This window comes from Parasphingopyxis lamellibrachiae, assembly GCF_003385775.1.
Lineage (GTDB): Bacteria > Pseudomonadota > Alphaproteobacteria > Sphingomonadales > Sphingomonadaceae > Parasphingopyxis > Parasphingopyxis lamellibrachiae.
In genome coordinates, this window is record NZ_QRDP01000004.1 from 435,340 (window position 1) to 454,718 (window position 19,379).

Sequence of the window (19,379 nt, forward strand, 5' to 3'; positions counted from 1 at the left end):
TGTCTACTCTCCGTCAAACTCGTCTGCGCCGGTGATCGCGCGGGCAACGGCCCGGGGATCGAAGGGCCGTAAATCTTCCAATGTTTCGCCGACGCCGATCGCATGGATCGGCAGGCCGAATTTTTCCGCCGCCGCAACTAGCACGCCCCCGCGGGCCGTGCCGTCAAGCTTGGTCATGACAAGGCCTGTGACGTTCGCGACTTCCTTGAATACTTCAATCTGCGAGAGCGCATTCTGACCGGTCGTCGCATCGAGGACGAGGATCACATTGTGTGGCGCTTCCTCGTTGAGTCTTCCCAAGACCCGCCGGATTTTCGAAAGCTCGTCCATCAGGTGGCTCTTGTTCTGGAGCCGCCCCGCCGTGTCGACGATCAGTACGTCCGTGCCATCGTCGGTGCCGCGCTTGACGCCCTCAAAGACAAGGCTGGCGGCGTCGCCGCCTTCCTCTCCGGAGATAATCGGTACGCCCAGCCGTTCCGCCCAGACTTTCAGCTGCCCGATGGCGGCCGCGCGGAATGTGTCTCCCGCGACCAGCATGACATTGTAGTCGTCTTCGAGAAACAGGTGGCCAAGCTTGGCAATCGTTGTCGTTTTTCCGGAGCCGTTGACGCCGATGACCAGCATCACCTGAGGGCGGGGGAATGCATCTATTTCCAGCGGGACGGCCACAGGGCGGAGGATGTCCTCAAGCTCCTCTGCCACGATTTCACGGATATCCAGTTCGGAAAGATGGCGATCATACCGGCCGCTGGCCAGTCGGTCGCGCACCCGTGCGGCGACGGCCGGTCCCAGATCCGAGGCGATGAGCGCTTCCTCGATTTCGTCCAGTGTTTCGTCGTCGAGCTTTTCCTTGGTGATTAGCCCGGTGAGGTTGCCGCCAAGTGCTTCCGATGTTCGCTTGAACCCGAAACGCAGCTTATCACCCCAGCTTTTCTGCTCGCTCACGAAACTTCCCCGATCAATATGCCCTGTTCAATGGCGGACAACCGGGCGTCGACCAGCTGAACGGGCCGTGCTGCCGATCCGTCCCGATGCCGGATTCTCACTTCGGCGAAATTCTCCGCATGACCGACCCCGTCATCGCGTTCGACAAGGACGCGTTGCCTGGTGCCAACGAGACCGCGCAGCCAGTTCGATTTCTGCCGCGCTGCGGCCTCGCGCAGACGCTGCGCGCGGGCTTTGCGATCGGGAACCGGAACCTGCGGCATCTTGGCTGCCGGTGTCCCGCGCCGCGCGGAATAGGGGAAAATATGGCCGAACACGATCTGACAGTCCTCGACAAGGGCCAGGGTGTTGGCGGCCATCTCGTCGGTTTCGGTCGGAAATCCCGCAATGATGTCGGCACCAATGGCGATCTCCGGGCGCTTGTCCTTCAGTTTTGCGACCATCTCGACCGATTGGGTGCGGCTGTGACGGCGTTTCATGCGCTTTAGGATCATGTCGTCGCCCGCCTGGAGTGAGAGGTGCAGATGCGGCATGAAGCGGGGCTCGCCAGTGATGATCTCGAACAGCCTTTCATCGATCTCGATCGAGTCCAGCGAAGAGAGGCGCAGCCGGGGCAGGGCGGGAACGCCCTTGAGAATCCGCTCGACAAGCAGGCCGAGACTGGGGTTGCCGGGAAGGTCAGGTCCATAGCTGGTGACATCGACACCCGTCAGGACGATTTCCTGAAAGCCTTCGTCGACCAGCGCCTTGATCCGTTCGACGACCAGCCCGGCAGGGACCGAGCGGCTGTTTCCACGACCATAGGGGATGACACAGAAGGTGCAGCGATGATCGCACCCATTCTGTACTTCGACAAAGGCGCGGGCGCGGTCCGAAAAACCTGTCACGAGATGCGGCGCGGTTTCCCGGACGGCCATGATGTCGGATACGAGTGAGCGATCAGAGGCAAAGCTCTCGGGCAGCATCTTCTCCCGATTGCCGAGCAACTGGCTGACTTCCGGCATGGCAGCGAAGGTTTCGGGCTGTGTTTGTACAGCGCAGCCAGTGACGACGATTTCGGCATCCGGGCGCGCACGCTTTGCCTTGCGGATTTGCTGGCGGGTCTTGCGCACTGCCTCGGCAGTGACCGCACAGCTGTTGACGATCACCAGATCGTCGCGATCAGCAGTTATTGCCCGCATTGCTTCGCTTTCGGCGAAATTCAGCCGGCATCCGAGGGTGATGAGTTCGGCGCCGCTCACAGAAAATCGTCCAACTCTATCTCGCCGGTGAAGACATGCGCTGCCGGTCCGGTCATCCGTACTTCCTGGCCCGGTTCCCAGGAGATGGCGAGATCGCCGCCAGGCAAGTGAACAGTCGTTTCACGGCCGCTGACGAGCTTGCGCCGGACCGCTGCGACGGTGGTCGCACAGGCTCCGGTGCCGCAGGCGCGGGTAAGGCCGGTGCCGCGCTCCCAGACGCGCAAGGTAATGCTGCCGTCACTTTCGACGGTTGCGACGTTTACGTTAATCCGTTCGGGAAACAGCGGGTCATTTTCGACAATCGGCCCGAGCCGCGCGAGATCGACACTGGCCGTGTCCTCGACGAAGAAAATTACATGAGGATTGCCGATATTGACGGCAATCGGGTTTGTCAGTTCTTCCCAGCGAACTGGCATGTTGGTCGTATCCATCGCATAGGCGAGCGGAATGGTGTCCCAATCGAAGCGGGGTTCGCCCATATCGAGCGTCGCTCCCGTATCGTCTGGCGTACCGGATATTGTTCCGCCCGTGGTTGCGATCTGCGCTTCATGGCCAACCAGTTGGGTCACGCAACGGGCCGCATTCCCGCAGGCTTCGACCTCACTGCCATCGGCATTGAAAATCCGCATTGCGAAATCGGCTTCTTGTGAGGGCTCGAGCTGGATCAGTTGATCGCAACCAATACCTGTCCGCCGGTTCGCAAGTGCGCGCACCAGCTCGTCTGTCATGGTGACGGCATGCTGGCGGGCATCGACAATGACGAAATCATTGCCGAGGCCGTGCATCTTATGAAAAGTCAATTTGCTAGAAGACGGGCGCATGGCGCGCGATTTAGGGTTGGGAAGGGGCGCTGTCCACTTATGCGGCCCATTTGTTTGGGACGCGGCTAACCTCAGCCCGAGCGGCGCAAGCTAGGCATATCGTCCAGCGTCTCTTTCTCGACGCCTTTTTTCGGACCCGATGTCAGCATGTCCTTATCCGCAAGAAGACGCCTCGTCTGGCCTATCGCCATTGGCTTTCCGTAATGCCATCCCTGACCGGCCATTGAGCCGAGATCCTTCAGGCTTGTCGCAATCTGCGCTGTCTCTATGCCTTCCGCGGTCACAGGCAGGCCCAGGCTCGATCCGAGGCGCGTGATCGCGTCGACGATCGCAGCGCTTTCGTTGTCATCGTTGATCGATGTGACGAAACTCCGGTCGATCTTGATCCGGTCGAACGGCAGCGCGCGAAGATGGGCGAGGCTGGAATAACCCGTGCCAAAATCATCGAGCGCAATGCGGATACCCTGATTTTTGAGACTGGAAATGATCGATTGGGCTATGCCGAGATTGTCGAACAAGGCGGTTTCGGTGATTTCGATTTCGAGCCGACTGGCCGGGAAATTCGTCTCGGTCAGCAATTTGATGATTTTTTGGGCCAGCCAGGGATCTTTAAGCTGTGCCGGCGAAATATTGACGGACAGGGTGAGACCCTGATCCCAGTCGCGTGCTTCGGTAAAGGCCTTACGCATCACATATTCCGATAACTCGGATATCAGTCCGCACTCTTCGGCTACAGGAATGAAATCTTCGGGCATGATGAGGCCGCGGGTCGGATGTTCCCAGCGTGCCAGAACCTCGAAGCCGTGTAACTTGCCGGTCAGCAGATCGATCTGCTGCTCATAATAGGGCGCGAACTCGCCGGCGGGGATGCCCCTGCGCATGCCTTGTTCGACGCGGTTCCGTTCTTCGAGCATGCGTTCCATGCTGCCATCGAACCAGACAGCGCGGTTCTTGCCCTGATGCTTGGCCGCGTACATCGCGATATCCGCGCGGCGCAGCAAAGTCTCGACGCCGTTACAATCATGGTCGGAGCGCGTTATGCCTACCGAGGCGCTTGTCTGAACCGATTGCTTCTCGATATCGAAGGGCAGCGAGATACGTTCGACGAGTTCATCGGCCACGGCATCGACCGCAGCGGGGTTGCTGGGGTCGAACTGAAAAGCAGCGGCAAATTCGTCGCCGCCGAGGCGCGCGCCGAGGGCCGAACCGGGCAGGGCGCTCATAATCCGCTTGCCCACTTCCCTAAGCAACACGTCGCCGACATGGTGCCCGTTGAGATCGTTGACATATTTGAAGCTGTCGAGGTCAATGACAAACATGGCGACGACGCGATTGCGCGTGGCGGCCGTCTTGATCATCGCATCTACTTCGCCGGTCAGCGAACGGCGGTTGAGAAATCCGGTCAGCGGATCTCGCAGTGCGAGCGAGCGAGCCTGCTTCGTTGCTTCCTTGTGATTCTGGATCTGGACCGTGACTTCGTTGTGATGGCGCCACCCGATAAGGATGAGCGCGATGTTCAGGATCAGCGCAACGGCAAGTACTGGATCGCGGTCCGATGCGGTGCCTGCAATAATGCTGGCGATGACTTCGCCGCCGATACCGGCGAACATAAGAATTGATAACAGGGCTATGGTTGCAGACACGAAGGCACGAGGATGCTCGAGCTTCTCGGTGTCGGCGGACTCGGCAATTGAAGGAACGTCCTTGCGCTCGCGCATAGTATCAACCTCGGTTCGGGAAGCGCTTTTTTGCACAAATGGAGTGAAGACCGCGTTAATTTACCGGATTCTTCTTCCCCACTTGTAAATGCTCGCTTTGGGCGGTATTTGCTCCATAACAGTTCCGCAAGGGATGCAGACCGACGCGCCGATAAGGCGTACGCTGGCCGGCGAGTTTTCGCCCGCCGGCGTTTTTTGCGTTTTTTGGGGATCGGGAAGGATTTGAGCGATGTTCGACAGTCTTAGCGATCGGCTTGGCGGTGTCTTTGACCGCCTTAAAGGCCGTGGTTCGCTTAACGAAAGCGATGTCCGGGCGGCGATGCGTGAAGTGCGTATTGCGCTGCTCGAAGCCGATGTTGCGCTGCCGGTCGCCCGGGAATTTGTCGACGGCGTCACCGAACAGGCGGTTGGCCAGCAGGTTCTCAAATCGGTTACTCCCGGCCAGCAGGTTGTCAAGATCGTCAATGACGCGCTTGTTGCAATGCTTGGTGCGAATGCCTCCGAGCTGCATGTTGACGGGACACCGCCCAATGTCGTGATGATGGTCGGCCTGCAGGGTTCCGGTAAAACCACGACGACCGCAAAAATTGCCAAACGACTTACTGAAAAGGGCCGCAAAAAGGTGCTGATGGCGTCGCTCGACGTCAATCGTCCGGCTGCACAGGAGCAGCTGGCAGTGCTCGGAACGCAAACCGATGTCGCGACCCTGCCCATCGTTCAGGGCCAGCAACCTACCGATATTGCTAAACGTGCCCTTCAGGCCGCCAAGCTGCAGGGCTTCGATGTCGTGATGCTGGACACCGCAGGCCGGCTCCATGTCGATCAACAGCTTATGGACGAGATGAAGGCAGTTTCCGATGCGACGATCCCGGAGGAAATTCTTCTCGTTGTCGATGCTCTGACTGGCCAGGACGCGGTGAATGTCGCGAAGAGCTTTACCGAGCAGGTGCCATTGACCGGTACCGTACTGACGCGGATGGATGGCGATGCGCGTGGTGGTGCGGCGCTTTCCATGCGCGCGGTGACCGGGACGCCGATCAAATTTGTGGGTGTCGGTGAGAAGCTTGATGCGCTCGAGGAATTCCACCCGGAACGGGTCGCCGGCCGAATTCTTGGCATGGGCGATGTCGTTAGCCTTGTCGAACGCGCTGCCGAAACGGTCGAGAAGGACGAAGCCGAGGCCTTTGCCAAGAAGATGGCCAAGGGCCAGTTCGACATGAACGACCTGCGGACGCAATTGGCGCAGATGCAGCGCATGGGCGGGCTCGGCGCGCTGGCCGGTATGCTCCCGGGTATGAAAAAGGCGCAGGCCGCGATGGCGAACAGCGGGATGGACGACAAGGTGCTCGTCCATATGGACGCGATTATAGGCTCGATGACGAAGAAAGAGCGGGCAAAACCTGCTTTGCTCAACGCCAAGCGCAAGCGGCGCGTGGCGATGGGTTCGGGCCAGACGGTACAGGACGTAAACAAGCTCCTCAAGATGCACAAGGAAATGTCGACCGCGATGAAGCGCATCAAGAAGATGGGCGGCATCAAGGGGCTGATGAAGATGTTTGGCGGCGGAGGCGGCCCGGAAGGCCTTCCCGGCGGCGGTGAAATGCCGTCCGGCGGCATGCCCGGACTTCCCGGCATGCCGGGGCAGGGGATCCCTCCCGACTTGGACAAATTACTGAAACGTTAGAATTTTTTGAATTATATTTGGATTTTTTGAAAGAAGGAAATATCAATGCCAGTAGCAATTAGGCTGTCACGCGGTGGCGCAAAAAAGCGGCCTTACTACAAGATCGTCGTAACCGATTCCCGCAAGGCGCGGGACGGCAAGTTCATCGAGCGTATCGGCAGCTACAACCCGCTGCTCGCCAAGGACAATCCCGATCGCGTGAAGCTCGACGAAGATCGTGCGAAGCATTGGCTTTCGGTCGGTGCGCAGCCGTCTGACCGCGTGATGCGTTTCCTCGATGCCGCTGGCATCATGGAGCGTCAGCCGCGCAACAACCCGCAGAAAGCGGAGCCGGGCGACAAGGCCAAGGAGCGCATCGAAGAGAAAGCTGCTAAGGACGTAGCTGCCAAGGAAGCCGCTGCAGCTGCTGCAGCCGCTCCGGCTGAGGAAGCCCCCGCAGAAGAAACTGAAGCACCTGCTGAAGAAGCTCCCGCTGAGGAAGCCAAAGCTGAAGAGGCTCCGGTCGAAGAAGCTGCTCCTGAGGAAGCTGCTGCAGAAGACGCTCCCGCAGAAGAAGAAGCCAAGAGCTAAATCTTGGCCGACAAGCGCATTACCCTCGCCGTCATTGCCGGAGCACAAGGCATTGGCGGCGAGGTGCGCCTCAAACTGTTCGCCGAAAGCCTGGGCAGTTTGAAACGGCACAAGACATTCGAGGTGGGCGGAAAGACGCTCACGCTCAAATCCGTGCGCCAGACCAGCAAGATGCCGGTCGCCCGCTTCGCTGAAATCACCGATCGCAATGGAGCGGAGGCGTGGCGCGGCGCCAAACTGACGATCCCGCGCGATGCCCTGCCGCCGCTGGAAGAGGGCGAATATTACCATATCGACCTGATCGGCTTGCCTTGCGTCACCGAAAATGGCGACCCGGTCGGCGAAGTCATCGCTGTCGAGAATTTCGGTGCGGGCGATATTCTGGAAATCCGCAAACCGGGCGGTTCGGATTTCATGGTACCGATGAAAGCCGCTACGACATCGGAAACCGAAATTACGCTGGATAGCGACTTTCTCTAATGACCTTCGCCGCCACCATCCTCACTCTCTACCCAGAGATGTTTCCTGGGCCGCTCGGGCATTCTATCGCGGGGCGGGCTGGGGATGAAGGGAAATGGGCGCTCGAAACCCTGCAAATCCGCGATTTTGCGACCGACAAGCATCATACGGTGGACGATACGCCAGCGGGTGGCGGCGCAGGCATGGTGATGAAGGCCGATGTGCTGGGCGCTGCGGTTGACGAGGCGCTCAGGCGCCAGCCGGATGCGCCTGTGCTTGCCATGTCTCCGCGCGGAAAACCGCTGACCCAGGCACGCGTGCGGCAATTGTCCGACGGGCCGGGCGTCACCATCCTCTGCGGCCGGTTCGAGGGTTTCGACGAGCGGATTTTCGAAACCCGGCCGGTCGAAGAAGTCTCGATTGGCGATTATATTCTGTCCGGCGGCGAAATCGGCGCTTTGGCCCTGTTAGACGCTTGCATCAGACTGCTTCCCGGGGTAATGGGCGCGGCTTCAAGCGGCGATGAGGAAAGCTTCGAGCAGGGGCTTCTCGAATATCCGCACTATACCCGGCCTAAAGAATGGGAAGGGCGCACGATCCCTGAAGTGTTGCGATCGGGGGATCATGCGAAGATCGCGGCGTGGCGAAAAGCCCAGGCCGAGATCATTACACGGTCACGGCGGCCGGATCTTTGGGAACGCTATACTGGCGCTCCGGATCAGTCGCCCTCTGGCGCGCAACGCGAAAAGCTAAAGGACGAATGAGATGAATCTCATCGAAACACTCGAGGCGGAAGCCATTGAGAGTATTACGAGCGACAAGAAACTCCCCGATTTCAAGGCGGGCGATACGCTGCGCGTCGGCGTGAAGGTTGTCGAGGGTGATCGCACCCGTATTCAGAATTACGAAGGCGTGTGCATCGCGCGCACCAACCGCGGCATGGGATCGAGCTTCACGGTTCGTAAAATCTCGTTCGGCGAAGGCGTTGAGCGCGTATTTCCTCTGTACAGCCCGAATGTCGACAGCGTGACCGTGCTCAAGCGCGGTATCGTCCGTCGTGCCAAGCTCTACTATCTGCGCGGCCTCACCGGCAAGCGCGCGCGTATTGCCGAGAAGCGCGACGATCGCGAGAAAAACACGATTAAGGCAGAAAAACAGGAAGCCGCAGAGGCTGCCGAGAGCTGAGTTTTGCGATAGAGCAAATTCCAACAAAGCGAAGGCGGCCGGAACCCACGGGTTACCGGCCGTTTTCTTATAATGAAGAAGGTGTGGCAATATGGGGTATCGGGTTGCGGTTGTTGGAGCGACAGGGAATGTCGGGCGTGAAATGCTCGCCTGCCTTGCTGAACGGGAATTTCCTGCCGATGAGGTTGCAGCGGTTGCATCCTCGCGTTCACAGGGCATGGAAGTGGAATTCGGCGAAACGGGTCGGATGCTCAAATGCCAGAACATCGAACATTTCGATTTTGCAGGCTGGGACATGGCCCTTTTTGCCGCCGGTTCCGGACCGGCCAAGGAATATGCGCCCAAAGCCGCCGCAGCGGGCTGCACAGTAATCGACAACAGCTCACTGTATCGCATGGATCCCGATGTGCCGCTCATCGTTCCCGAGGTTAACCCGGAAGCGATCGACGGCTATCTGGCGAAGAATATCATCGCCAACCCGAACTGCTCGACCGCCCAGATGGTCGTCGCACTGAAGCCGCTCCACGATGCTGCTACGATCAAGCGCGTCGTTGTTTCGACCTATCAGTCGGTATCCGGTGCGGGCAAAGAGGGTATGGACGAACTGTTCACCCAGTCGCGCGACATTTTCGTGGGCGATCAGGCAGATGCCAAGAAATTCACTAAGCAGATCGCGTTCAACGTGATTCCGCATATCGATGTGTTCCTCGACGACGGCTCGACCAAGGAAGAATGGAAAATGGTCGTCGAGACGAAGAAGATCCTCGATCCCAAGATCAAACTGACGGCGACCTGCGTTCGGGTTCCTGTTTTCGTCGGTCATTCCGAAGCGATCAATATCGAGTTCGAGAATGAGATTTCCGCGGAAGAAGCACAGAATATACTGCGCGAGGCGCCGGGTATTATGCTCGTCGATAAGCGCGAGGATGGCGGCTATGTGACGCCGGTTGAATGCGTCGGCGATGGCGCGACTTTTATCAGCCGCGTTCGCGAAGATCCGACCGTCGATAACGGCATCGTGCTTTGGTGCGTATCCGACAATCTTCGCAAGGGCGCCGCCCTCAATGCCGTGCAGATTGCAGAGCTGCTGGGCCGCCGGCATCTGAAAAAGGCTGCATAGCTATTCGGCGGAATGCGGTTTGGCGTTCGGCGGCGTTTCGCCCTCGACGCTGGCCGTGCCCGTTACAGGCAGTTTTTTGAGCAGCATCGAAGCCGGAACGGCAATGATGCAGCCCCACATGATCAGCCAGAAATTGTTGATGTAACCGATCATCAGTGCCTGCCGGCTGATTTCATTGTCGAGCAGCGCAGCGACCTGATCGGCTGGCAGGTTCAACCGTTCCAGCCCGAGCGAGGGCACGGTCGAGGGCGTGATATGTTCGCCAAGATCGGCATGGCTGATCTGCAGGTTGCGCGCGACATTGCTGGCGGTGATCGAAATGCCGATCGATGCGCCGACATTGCGCAGCAGGTTCATCAGCGCAGCTCCCTCCGGCCGCAGGCTGACGGGCAGTGTGGCAAAGGCGATGACGTTGAGCGGCACGAAGATGAAGCCGATGCCGAGGCCCTGAATTATGCCCACGGTTATGATCGGGCCGGAATCCATGCCGATCATCCAGTGGGTCATCATGTAGCAGGACCAGGCTGTGATGGCCCATCCGACGGCCAGAATGATCCGCGCATCCATCATGTTCATCAGGCGCGCGGCGATCCCCATGGCGACAATTACACCAAGCCCGCGCGGTGCGAGCAGATAGCCGGCAGTGATCACCGGATAACCGAGTACGCCCTGTAGCAACGGTGCGATCAGTGCGATGATCGCGAAGACGACGACGCCGACAAAGGCAACGAAAATTATCGAGCCGACAAGATTGCGGTCGGTGAAAATGGCGGGTGTGAGCAGCGTGTTCTTGCCGGTCAGCATATGCACGATGAAAACCCAGAAGCCGATGATGATGCAGCCGATGCCGATCCATATCGACGTGCTGTCGAGCCAGTCGAGCTGTTGACCCCGGTCGAGGACTAGCTGCAGCGATGCAAGCCCCAGTGCGAACATGGAGAATCCGAACAGGTCAAAGCCCCGCTTGTCTATGGGGCGGCTCGGCAGCAGGAACCAGAGCATAGCGAGAATAAGAAAACCGAGCGGCAGGTTGACGTAGAATACCCAGCGCCAGTTATAATATTCGGTGATATAGCCACCGATCAGCGGACCGAGGATCGGCCCCATCACCGCGCCCAGGCTCCAGATTGCCATCGCTTGCCCATGTTTGTGGGTTGGGTTGATGTCGAGCATCGCGGTTTGCGAAATCGGCCCGATAAACGCCGCTGCGATACCCTGCATGATGCGAAAGGTGACCATTTGCTCAAGGCTGGTTGCAGCGCCGCACAGCATCGATGTGACGATGAAGAAGGCGACCGACCAGAGGAACAGGTTGCGTGATCCAACACGGTCGGCAAGCCAGCCGGTAATCGGGATCGCAACGGCGGTAGCGACGATATAGCTAGTCAGAACCCAGGCGATTGTGTCGATCGTCGCCCCCAGGCTGGCCTGCATATGCGGGAGGGCGACATTGGCGATCGTTGTGTCGAGGATCTGCATCATCATCGCCATCATGATGGCGAAGGTCAGCAGCCCTTTGTAGCGAACCGGGAGAAGTGCATCGCCGTCTGGCGTAGCGGGACTAGCGCTCGCCATCGTTGCGGATATCGACGCGCACATCGGCGCTCAGGCCGGTAATCATCTGCCGCGATGGTGTGCCTTCGATTTCGATGCGCACCGGAACCCTCTGCGTTACCTTGACCCAGTTTCCGGTCGCGTTCTGCGGCGGGAGGATCGAGAATTCGGCGCCGGTTCCCGCACCGATGCTGCCGACGCGCCCCTGAACGATGAGGTCGGGATAGGCATCAAAGGTAATGCGCGCGGGCTGGCCGACCCGCATTCGGTCCAGGTCGGTTTCCTTGAAATTGGCCTCGATCCAGGTTTCGTTGCGGGCGACGATAGTCACCACCGTCCCCCCCGCACTCGCCATCTGGCCAATCTGCAATCGGTCGACTTCGCTGATTGTGCCGCTGACGGGCGCCCGGACAACGGTACGCTCGAGGTTCAGTTGCGCTTCCTCTCGCCGTGCACGGGCGGCGGCGATCGCCGGATACTCGGAACGCGCGCGGCGGCTGCTGGCACCGCCCACGGCGGCGCGGGCGTCCTGCTGCGCGGCGCGGGCCGCGTTCAGCCGTGCCCGGGCTTCGGACAGCTGGTTTTCGAAAGATTCGACCCGCGCGCGGGTGTTGAAGCCGCGCTCCATCAATTCGCGTTCGCGCGCCAGGTTGCGCCGGGCATATTCGACATTGGCCTGGGCCGTGGAAATATCGACGCCGCTGGTCGAGACGGCTGTTTCCGCGCGGTCGAGCGCCAGTTGGGCATCGCTGATATCGGCTTCGGCCTGCTGGACGGCAATGCGATAGGGTTCGGGGTCGATGCGAAACAAAATGTCTCCAGCCTCGACTTGCTGGTTTTGCTCGACCATCACGGCGACGATACGGCCGCTCACTTCCGGGCTGATCTCGATAATATCCTGCTGCACATAGGCATTGTCGGTCGACACATAGCGACCCGATGTGACGTACCAATAGACGCCGAAACCGATCACGATCAGCGGGACGACCAGCATCAACACCGCGCGCATGGCGGAGCGTTTGCGTGCCGGCTCTTCGGTTTCCGTCCCGGTTGCGGACTCGGAAACTACGGTGTGCCCTTGATCAGCCAATGAACAGCAACTCCCCTCAAGCGAAACCAGATTCGCACAGTGGAATCGTCTTGGCGAGCCAGTTTTGAAAAAAGACGGGAAAAGTGAGTCTTTTGAGTCACAGTGGTTCTGTTATGGTTTTCGGATTATCAGCTGGTTAATGCCCGGCGCTCGTTCGGGGCCTGTTTTGGAGAAATGCCGATATGACCCTGCATGCCGATCTCTATTGGTCTTTTCGCAGCCCCTACAGCTATCTCGCGACAAGCAGGTATCGGAAGATGACCGAGCGTTACGATCTCGAGATCGCGCTGAAGCCGGTTTATCCGCTGGCGATCCGGGAGCCCGATTTCTTCGAACGCAATCATCCCAACTGGCTGGGCTATACCTTTCGGGATATCATGCGGCTGAGCGAATATCTCGACATTCCGATGAAGCCGCCAAAGCCCGATCCGATCGTCCAGGATATCGCGACACGCAAAATCTCAGACGACCAGCCCTATGTGTACCGCCTGCTGCGCTGCGGTCAGGCGGCGGCCCGGTGCGGCAGGGGCTTCGCCTTTGCCGATGAGGTCTCCCAGCTTATCTGGGGCGGCACCGAGGGATGGGACGAGGGCGACCATCTGGCGCAGGCGGCCGAGCGAGCAGGGCTGGATCTTGCCGAACTGGATGCGGAAGCCGTGCGCGATGCCGAAGCGCTGGATGCCGAGCTCGCGGCAAATCAGGATGCCCTGGAAGCGGCAGGGCATTGGGGCGTTCCCACCCTGGTGTTCGAAGGTGAGCCTTTCTTCGGGCAGGATCGGATCGATGTTGCGCTGTGGCGGATGAAGCAGAAGGGGCTGGAAGAACGGTGAGCATGGAAGGCGGATGTCTGTGCGGTGCGGTGCGCTATCGCATCGAAGAAGATGCGCCGCCCTGCTACGCATGCCATTGCACCGATTGTCAGACGCATAGCGGCAGCGCCTTTGCCTTGCAGATGCCCGTCTTCGCATCGAAATTTTCGATCGAGGGGGAGGTGCTGAAAGCGGACAGCGACCTGCCGAGCGGGCAAACCAGCACCATTCATGCCTGCGCAAAATGTCTTGTCAGGCTGTACGCCGCAGTCAGCAACCGGCCCGGGCTGTTCACAGTAAGGGCGGGCACGCTTGATGACAGCGATCGCCTGTCGCCCGTCGCCCATATCTGGGTACGGTCGAAACAGGAATGGGTGGTGCTGCCACAGGACTCCCGGATGTTTGAGGAAATGCCGAGCGAGGCAGACTGGTTCGAGATTTTGGATACGGCAAACCGACTTCAGGCAGGATGAGCGCTTCCTTTGCAGATTAAATGACAGGCAAAATCGATGAATTCTCTGAATGATCTAGCGATCCACATGTTTGACGGCGCGGATGGCGAACAGCTTGCCTGGCGGGAGATGGGCGAGGGCAGGCCCATTGTCCTGCTCCACGGCTTCATCTCGAATGCCGTCACCAACTGGATCAAATTCGGTCATGCGGCGAAAATCGCCGCGCTCGGCTATCGTGTCATCATGCCGGATCTTCGCGCCCATGGGGATAGCGCGAAACCGCACGATCCAGACGCCTATCCCGAAGATATCCTTGCGCGCGACGGGTTGGCGCTGATCGATCATCTCGGGCTCACCGATTATGATCTGGGTGGTTATTCGCTCGGCGCGCGCACCGTCGTTCGAATGCATGTGCTGGGTGCGAGGCCGCAACGGCTGATCATTGCCGGGATGGGCCTGTCCGGGCTCACCAGCCTGGCATCGCGGGCCGATCATTTCCGGCATATCCTGACCAATCTCGGCAACCATCCCAAACACTCACCCGCATGGATGGCCGAGGCTTTCCTCAAAACCACCGGGGGGGATCCCGAAGCGCTGTTGCTGATCCTCAACGTTTTCACCAACACGCCCGAAGACGCGCTCGGCGCCATTACGGTGCCAGCTCTCATCCTTGCTGGCGACGAGGATGAGGACAATGGCAGTCATGCCGATCTGGCGGCGATAATCCCGAACGCCGATCACATCGAAGTACCGGGCGGCCATATGAGTTGTATCGTCAAGCCCGAGTTCGGCGAGGCGATTGCGGATTGGCTGGGCAAACCCGCCTGAGCTTTCGATGAACGGCCCTTGACCATTGATGATCCAATTGGTCAAACATCTCCAACGTAACTGAATGTTGGGGACATATCACATGAAAATCTTTGCAAAATTCGGCGCATCGGCGCTGGCGCTCGGAACCGTCCTTGCCGCCGCTCCGGCGCTTGCCGATCATCACGAAACCGCCGAAGCGGAACGCACACCGGAAGCGGCGCGCTCTTTTCTCGATGAGTCGATGGCAGAGATGCGCGATCTTTTCACCATTTCATCGCGCGCAGCCTGGGTCAACTCCACTTATCTCAATCAGGATACCGACGCGCTAAACACATATTTCGGTACGCTGGTTACGCAGATGCTGGTTCGCCTCGCCAATGAGTCCGCGCAATATGCTGATGTCGAAGGTCTCGACTATGACACCAACCGGCAGCTCGATCAGCTGCGTTCGGGCATCGGCCTGCCGGCGCCCACCCGCGATGGCGCGGCGGCCGAATTGAACGCGATAGCGACCGCGCTCAGCACTGCCTATTCAACCGGTACGGCGACGATGAACGGCGAAACGATCAACGGCAATGAAGCCGAGGCACGTATGGGAACCGTGCGCGATCCGGCGCTGCTCGCCGAAATGTGGACGACGTGGCATTCAAACGGGGCCGCCATGCGCGACAATTATTCGCGCATTGTCACCATTGCCAATGAAGGCGCGACCGAGCTCGGCTACGACAATGTCGGTGATCTGTGGCGTTCCGGCTATGATATGACGCCGGACGAGTTTGCCGCGATGACGGAACGACTCTGGACTGAGACGCGCCCGCTTTACGAGCAGCTTCATTGTTATGTGCGGGCCGAGCTCAACGAGGAATATGGTAGCGAAGTTCAGCCTGAAACCGGCCCGATCCGCGCCGATCTTCTCGGCAATATGTGGGCACAGGAATGGGGCAATATCTACGATATCGTCGCGCCCGAAGGCGCTGGCGATGTCGGCTATGATCTTACCGAGCTGCTGGTCAACGCCGAATATACGCCGGAGCGTATCGTGCGCACGGGTGAGGCTTTCTTCAGCTCGCTGGGCTTCGACGCGCTGCCCGAGACCTTCTGGACCCGTTCGCAGATTACCGAGCCGCGCGACCGCAATGTCGTGTGCCATGCCAGCGCCTGGAACGTCGACAGTGTCGATGACCTGCGGATCAAGATGTGTACGCGGGTGAATGCGGACGATTTCACCACCGTCCATCACGAGCTGGGCCATAACTATTATCAACGCGCCTATAATCAGCAGCCGCTGATCTATCAGAACAGTGCCAATGACGGGTTCCACGAAGCGATCGGCGATATGATCGCACTTTCCATCACCCCTGAATATCTGGTGCAGCTCGGCTTGCTCGACGAAGCCAATGTGCCGGGTGCGGATCGTGACACCGGGCTCCTGTTGCGTCAGGCTATGGACAAGGTCGCCTTCCTTCCGTTCGGCTTGCTGATCGACCGGTGGCGCTGGGGTGTCTATGACGGCTCAATTACGCCGGACAATTACAACGCCGCCTGGAACGAGATGCGCCTCAACTATCAGGGCATCACCCCGCCGGTAGAGCGGACCGAGGCGGATTTCGACCCAGGCACGAAATATCATGTGCCGAACAATGTGTCCTACACACGCTACTTCCTCGCGCGGATTCTGCAGTTCCAGTTCTACCAGGCCGCGTGCGAGCAGGCTGGCTGGGAAGGTCCGCTCCATCGATGCTCGTTCTACGGCAATGAGGAGGTCGGCGCGCGCCTGAATGCGATGCTTGAAATGGGATCTTCGCGGCCCTGGCCCGAAGCACTGGAAGCCTTTACGGGCACCCGTGAAATGTCGGCCGAGCCGATGCTTGCCTATTTCCGGCCTCTCCAGACCTGGCTCGAAGAGCAGAATGAAGGCCGGGAATGCGGCTGGTCCGTCGAATAGGCGGTAGCCGGCTCCAAACATAAAAGGGGGCGGTCGCCATCTGGCGACCGTCCCCTTTATTGCTGTGTATCGACGGACTAATCGGCTGAAGGCTTGACCTTCGGCGTCGTGGGCGTGTTCGACTTGCGCTTGTCGTACATTTTCTTGCCGACGACCGCTCCGGCTGCCGCGGCGGCGACACCGCCCACGGCGGCCGCTGTTTTGATCGGATGAGCCTTTACGGTTTCGCTGGCCTTTTTCGCGCCAGTGCCAACAGCGTCGGCGGCGTTTTTGGCCGTTTCGCTCGCCTTGCTTGATACGGATCGCGCTGTTTCGCTCATTTTTTCACCGATTGTGGGTTTCGTGGTGGATTTGGGCGGTTTGCTTGCCATGTCACAGGGCTCCTCTTGCTGAAGTTCGACTATACCATAACCAATTCGCGAAACGGGATTCCGTTCCATCGGCACAGATATTGAATAGGGCGTGATACCTGTAACGACCCTGAACAGACCGTCGCAACGCCGGACCTAGCGAAAGGGCGGCTCGTCGAATGCGCGTAATTTTCGGCTGTGAAGCCGGGGACCGAAAGCGCGAAGCTCGGCAACGGCGGCGATGCCGATCTCGATATGCTCGCGCACAGCGCGGTCGTAAAAAAGATTGGCCTGCCCGGGCAGTTTGAGTTCCCCATGCAGAGGCTTGTCCGAGACGCAGAGCAAAGTCCCGTACGGCACACGGTAGCGATAGCCCTGAGCGGCGATGGTCGCCGATTCCATATCGATGGCGACAGCGCGCGAGAGCGAGAAGCGAAGGGCCGACTGGCTGTATCTGAGTTCCCAGTTGCGATCGTCGGTCGTGACGAGCGTGCCGGTCCGCATCCGCTGTTTGAGCGCATCGGCTTCTTCGCCGGTTACTTCCCGCGCCGCGGTTTCGAGAGCCTGCTGTACTTCGGCGATCGGCGGGATCGGAATTTCCGGCGGGAGGACGGCATTGAGGACATTATCGTCGCGCAGATAGGCATGGGCGAGTACATAGTCGCCGATCCGCTGGCTGGGCCTGAGGCCGCCACAATGACCAATCATCAGCCAGGCCTCGGGCCGCAGTACGGCAAGATGGTCGGTGATGGTTTTCGCGTTGGAGGGGCCGACACCGATATTGACGATCGTGATTCCCGCCCGTCCCTCCGCCGTCAGGTGATAGGCCGGCATCTGGTGTTTGCGCGCAGCTGTGGCTGCTTCCAGCGCGACCGGGTCGGCATTGTCGCAGGTAAGCTCGATACCGCCTGCGCCGGAGAGCGATTGATACCGGTCGCCGCTTTTCAGCTGTTCGCAGCCCCAGCGGATAAACTCGTCGACATAGCGCTGATAATTGGTGAACAGGATGTAGCGCTGAACATGTTCGGGCGGGGTGCCCGTATAGTGACGCAGGCGGGCGAGGCTGAAATCGGTGCGCAGCGCATCGAAGAGGGCGAGCGGCCGATATTCGGCGCGGCTATCGTCCCACAGACCGTCGGCAAGTTCATCGCCGATCCGTGCCAGCTCGGTAGCGGGGAAATAACGGGCCAGCTCCTCGGCGCGCAATTCGCCCAATTCTATTCCGCTGCCGTCCAATACATAGGGGAAGGGGATTTCCTGATGGCTGGATCCGACTTCCACGTCGACGCCGTAGTCGGAAATCAGGATCCCGAGCTGTTCGGTCAGATAGTCGTGGTACAATTCCGGCCGGGTGACGGTAATCGCGTAGTCGCCGGCCTCACCAAGTCGCCCATAGGAGCGCGGCCGCCTGTCTTCGGCCGGGCCTTCTCCGCCATAGGTCAGCCGTATTTCGGGATAGGCGAAGCCACCCGAAGCCCTGAGTTCGGGATCGGGTGGCGTTCCGGTATCGATATAGGCGCGTAACGCTTCGCGCAGCCGGTCGGTGCTGGCGCGATACTGCTGGCACAGCGTCTCGACGACGGCCGCAGCGTTTGGGTCGGTGGCCGATTTAACCAAGCTGGCCAAGCATATATTCGGCGGAGCTGACCTTGTATTCGCCGGGCGCCTCGACGTTGAGCTTTTCCACCACGCCGTCATTGACGATCATCGAGAAGCGCTGGCCGCGCTTGCCCATGCCAAAACCGGTGCCATCCATCGTCAGGCCGACGGTCTCGACAAATTCGCCATTGCCATCGGCAAGCGGCGTGACTTGCGCCGCATCCTTGGTCCATTCGCCCATAACAAAAGCATCGTTCACGGCTGTCGTTGCGATTTCGTCTACGCCCTTGGCTTTCAGCTCGTCGGCTTTTTCGACATAGCTTGGCAGATGCTTGGCCGAGCAGGTCGGCGTAAAGGCGCCCGGGACAGAAAAGAGCGCAATCTTGCGACCGCCGAAAAAGGCGTCGTGGTCGACAGGTTCCGGACCGTTATCCGTCATCGTCACGAAACTGGTCTTCGGGAGGGTGTCGCCTTCGCTGATTGTCATGATATGCTCCTGTCGGTTCTTCTGATTGGTATAGCTGTTGCCGATCAACCATGAAACCATGCGGACGTCCAGCGCTATTCTCCGGAAAAAGCCCATCGTTGCAAGCGACCTGCTATGCTCGCTATGACGTAGGGCAGACGGAGCGAACTGCAAGCCAACGGACCCGAACCGGAGTGTGTTTATGCGTATCTTGATCGTAACCCTGATGGCGCTGCTGTTGAGCGGATGCATCGCGAGAACCGCAGCCAGCGTTGTGACCGCGCCCTTCAAGGTGGTCGGTCAGGCCGCGGACTGGGCTACCACCAGCCAGGATGAGGCCGATCGGAACAGGGGTCGTGAGTTGCGCAGGGAAGAGGAACGGCGTGGCCGCGAATATCGGGAATGCCTCGACGATTATGATCGGGCCTATTGCGATGAGGTATATGGTTCGCCCTACGGCTCTGACGACGAAGAGCGCTGAGGCTGCCTGATGGCGACGATATTTGGTTTCGCCGAACCGTTTCCCATTTCCTGAAACTTGACTTTGATTGCCGGGTTCGG

Annotated in this window: 20 protein-coding genes; 11 read left to right on the plus strand and 9 right to left on the minus strand. The window is 59.4% G+C overall.

Translation table 11 applies throughout. The features are described 5' to 3' along the window. Positions 1 to 3: 3 nt before the first annotated feature. The 4 genes from ftsY to DFR46_RS02310 all read right to left on the minus strand — a co-directional run bounded on the left by ftsY (position 4) and on the right by DFR46_RS02310 (position 4,725). The gene (gene ftsY / locus DFR46_RS02295) at positions 4 to 945 is read right to left on the minus strand and encodes a signal recognition particle-docking protein FtsY (protein ID WP_116234986.1); all 942 of its coding nucleotides are present in this window, start codon (positions 943 to 945) and stop codon (positions 4 to 6) included. Beyond that, positions 942 to 2,186 (minus strand): tRNA (N(6)-L-threonylcarbamoyladenosine(37)-C(2))-methylthiotransferase MtaB, encoded by a 1,245-nt coding sequence (gene mtaB / locus DFR46_RS02300; RefSeq protein ID WP_116234987.1) that lies wholly within the window; start codon positions 2,184 to 2,186, stop codon positions 942 to 944. Before mtaB ends, ftsY begins: the two co-directional genes overlap by 4 nt. After that, positions 2,183 to 3,007: a diaminopimelate epimerase gene (dapF, locus tag DFR46_RS02305; protein ID WP_116234988.1), complete on the minus strand. Its 825-nt coding sequence runs from the start codon at positions 3,005 to 3,007 to the stop codon at positions 2,183 to 2,185. Before dapF ends, mtaB begins: the two co-directional genes overlap by 4 nt. Positions 3,008 to 3,078: 71 nt before the next feature. Continuing rightward, on the minus strand, positions 3,079 to 4,725 hold the full coding sequence (locus DFR46_RS02310) for a putative bifunctional diguanylate cyclase/phosphodiesterase (RefSeq protein ID WP_116234989.1): 1,647 nt from the start codon (positions 4,723 to 4,725) through the stop codon (positions 3,079 to 3,081). Between the two features lie 229 nt (positions 4,726 to 4,954). Here DFR46_RS02310 and ffh point away from each other — a divergent pair, with 229 nt between their 5' ends. The 6 genes from ffh (at position 4,955) to DFR46_RS02340 (ending at position 9,743) form a co-directional block, all read left to right on the plus strand. Further along, a complete protein-coding gene (gene ffh, locus DFR46_RS02315) occupies positions 4,955 to 6,409 on the plus strand; it encodes a signal recognition particle protein (protein WP_116234990.1) in 1,455 nt (484 codons plus the stop codon). Between the two features lie 45 nt (positions 6,410 to 6,454). Continuing rightward, positions 6,455 to 6,979 carry a 30S ribosomal protein S16 gene (rpsP, locus tag DFR46_RS02320; protein ID WP_116234991.1) on the plus strand — a complete coding sequence of 175 codons (525 nt, stop codon included), beginning with the start codon at positions 6,455 to 6,457 and terminating at the stop codon, positions 6,977 to 6,979. 3 nt (positions 6,980 to 6,982) lie between these two features. Beyond that, positions 6,983 to 7,459, plus strand: a complete 477-nt coding sequence (gene rimM / locus DFR46_RS02325) for a ribosome maturation factor RimM (protein ID WP_116234992.1) — start codon at positions 6,983 to 6,985, stop codon at positions 7,457 to 7,459. Further along, positions 7,459 to 8,202: a tRNA (guanosine(37)-N1)-methyltransferase TrmD gene (gene trmD, locus DFR46_RS02330; RefSeq protein WP_116234993.1), complete on the plus strand. Its 744-nt coding sequence runs from the start codon at positions 7,459 to 7,461 to the stop codon at positions 8,200 to 8,202. The genes rimM and trmD overlap by 1 nt, the downstream gene beginning before the upstream one ends. 1 nt (position 8,203) lies before the next feature. After that, positions 8,204 to 8,623, plus strand: a complete 420-nt coding sequence (gene rplS / locus DFR46_RS02335; protein WP_116234994.1) for a 50S ribosomal protein L19 — start codon at positions 8,204 to 8,206, stop codon at positions 8,621 to 8,623. 91 nt (positions 8,624 to 8,714) lie between these two features. Then, positions 8,715 to 9,743: an aspartate-semialdehyde dehydrogenase gene (locus DFR46_RS02340; protein ID WP_116234995.1), complete on the plus strand. Its 1,029-nt coding sequence runs from the start codon at positions 8,715 to 8,717 to the stop codon at positions 9,741 to 9,743. Here DFR46_RS02340 and DFR46_RS02345 read toward each other — a convergent pair whose 3' ends face one another. After that, entirely contained in the window at positions 9,744 to 11,318 is a 1,575-nt protein-coding gene (locus DFR46_RS02345) for a DHA2 family efflux MFS transporter permease subunit (protein ID WP_116234996.1), read from the minus strand. Further along, positions 11,305 to 12,387 (minus strand): HlyD family secretion protein, encoded by a 1,083-nt coding sequence (locus DFR46_RS02350; protein ID WP_245953620.1) that lies wholly within the window; start codon positions 12,385 to 12,387, stop codon positions 11,305 to 11,307. Before DFR46_RS02350 ends, DFR46_RS02345 begins: the two co-directional genes overlap by 14 nt. A 182-nt stretch (positions 12,388 to 12,569) precedes the next feature. On the opposite strand from DFR46_RS02350, the gene DFR46_RS02355 reads away from it, so the two are divergent. The 4 genes from DFR46_RS02355 (at position 12,570) to DFR46_RS02370 (ending at position 16,403) form a co-directional block, all read left to right on the plus strand. Beyond that, a complete protein-coding gene (locus DFR46_RS02355; RefSeq protein WP_116234997.1) occupies positions 12,570 to 13,217 on the plus strand; it encodes a 2-hydroxychromene-2-carboxylate isomerase in 648 nt (215 codons plus the stop codon). A gap of 2 nt (positions 13,218 to 13,219) precedes the next feature. Beyond that, on the plus strand, positions 13,220 to 13,669 hold the full coding sequence (locus tag DFR46_RS02360; RefSeq protein ID WP_116234998.1) for a GFA family protein: 450 nt from the start codon (positions 13,220 to 13,222) through the stop codon (positions 13,667 to 13,669). A 36-nt stretch (positions 13,670 to 13,705) separates the two neighbouring features. After that, the gene (locus tag DFR46_RS02365; RefSeq protein ID WP_116234999.1) at positions 13,706 to 14,476 is read left to right on the plus strand and encodes an alpha/beta fold hydrolase; all 771 of its coding nucleotides are present in this window, start codon (positions 13,706 to 13,708) and stop codon (positions 14,474 to 14,476) included. Between the two features lie 82 nt (positions 14,477 to 14,558). Then, on the plus strand, positions 14,559 to 16,403 hold the full coding sequence (locus tag DFR46_RS02370; RefSeq protein ID WP_116235000.1) for a M2 family metallopeptidase: 1,845 nt from the start codon (positions 14,559 to 14,561) through the stop codon (positions 16,401 to 16,403). A gap of 77 nt (positions 16,404 to 16,480) precedes the next feature. Here the strand turns inward: DFR46_RS02370 and DFR46_RS02375 are convergent, their stop codons facing one another. The 3 genes from DFR46_RS02375 to DFR46_RS02385 form a co-directional block, all read right to left on the minus strand. Continuing rightward, positions 16,481 to 16,774: a hypothetical protein gene (locus DFR46_RS02375; RefSeq protein ID WP_147297598.1), complete on the minus strand. Its 294-nt coding sequence runs from the start codon at positions 16,772 to 16,774 to the stop codon at positions 16,481 to 16,483. Positions 16,775 to 16,909: 135 nt separating this feature from the next. Further along, positions 16,910 to 18,379, minus strand: coding sequence for an AMP nucleosidase (locus tag DFR46_RS02380; RefSeq protein ID WP_425453079.1), 1,470 nt, complete (start codon positions 18,377 to 18,379; stop codon positions 16,910 to 16,912). Continuing rightward, complete coding sequence (locus DFR46_RS02385; protein WP_116237103.1) at positions 18,363 to 18,839, minus strand: peroxiredoxin; 477 nt, start codon at positions 18,837 to 18,839, stop codon at positions 18,363 to 18,365. The genes DFR46_RS02380 and DFR46_RS02385 overlap by 17 nt, the downstream gene beginning before the upstream one ends. Positions 18,840 to 19,020: 181 nt before the next feature. Here DFR46_RS02385 and DFR46_RS02390 point away from each other — a divergent pair, with 181 nt between their 5' ends. Next, positions 19,021 to 19,299 carry a hypothetical protein gene (locus DFR46_RS02390; RefSeq protein WP_245953621.1) on the plus strand — a complete coding sequence of 93 codons (279 nt, stop codon included), beginning with the start codon at positions 19,021 to 19,023 and terminating at the stop codon, positions 19,297 to 19,299. Positions 19,300 to 19,379: the final 80 nt, after the last annotated feature.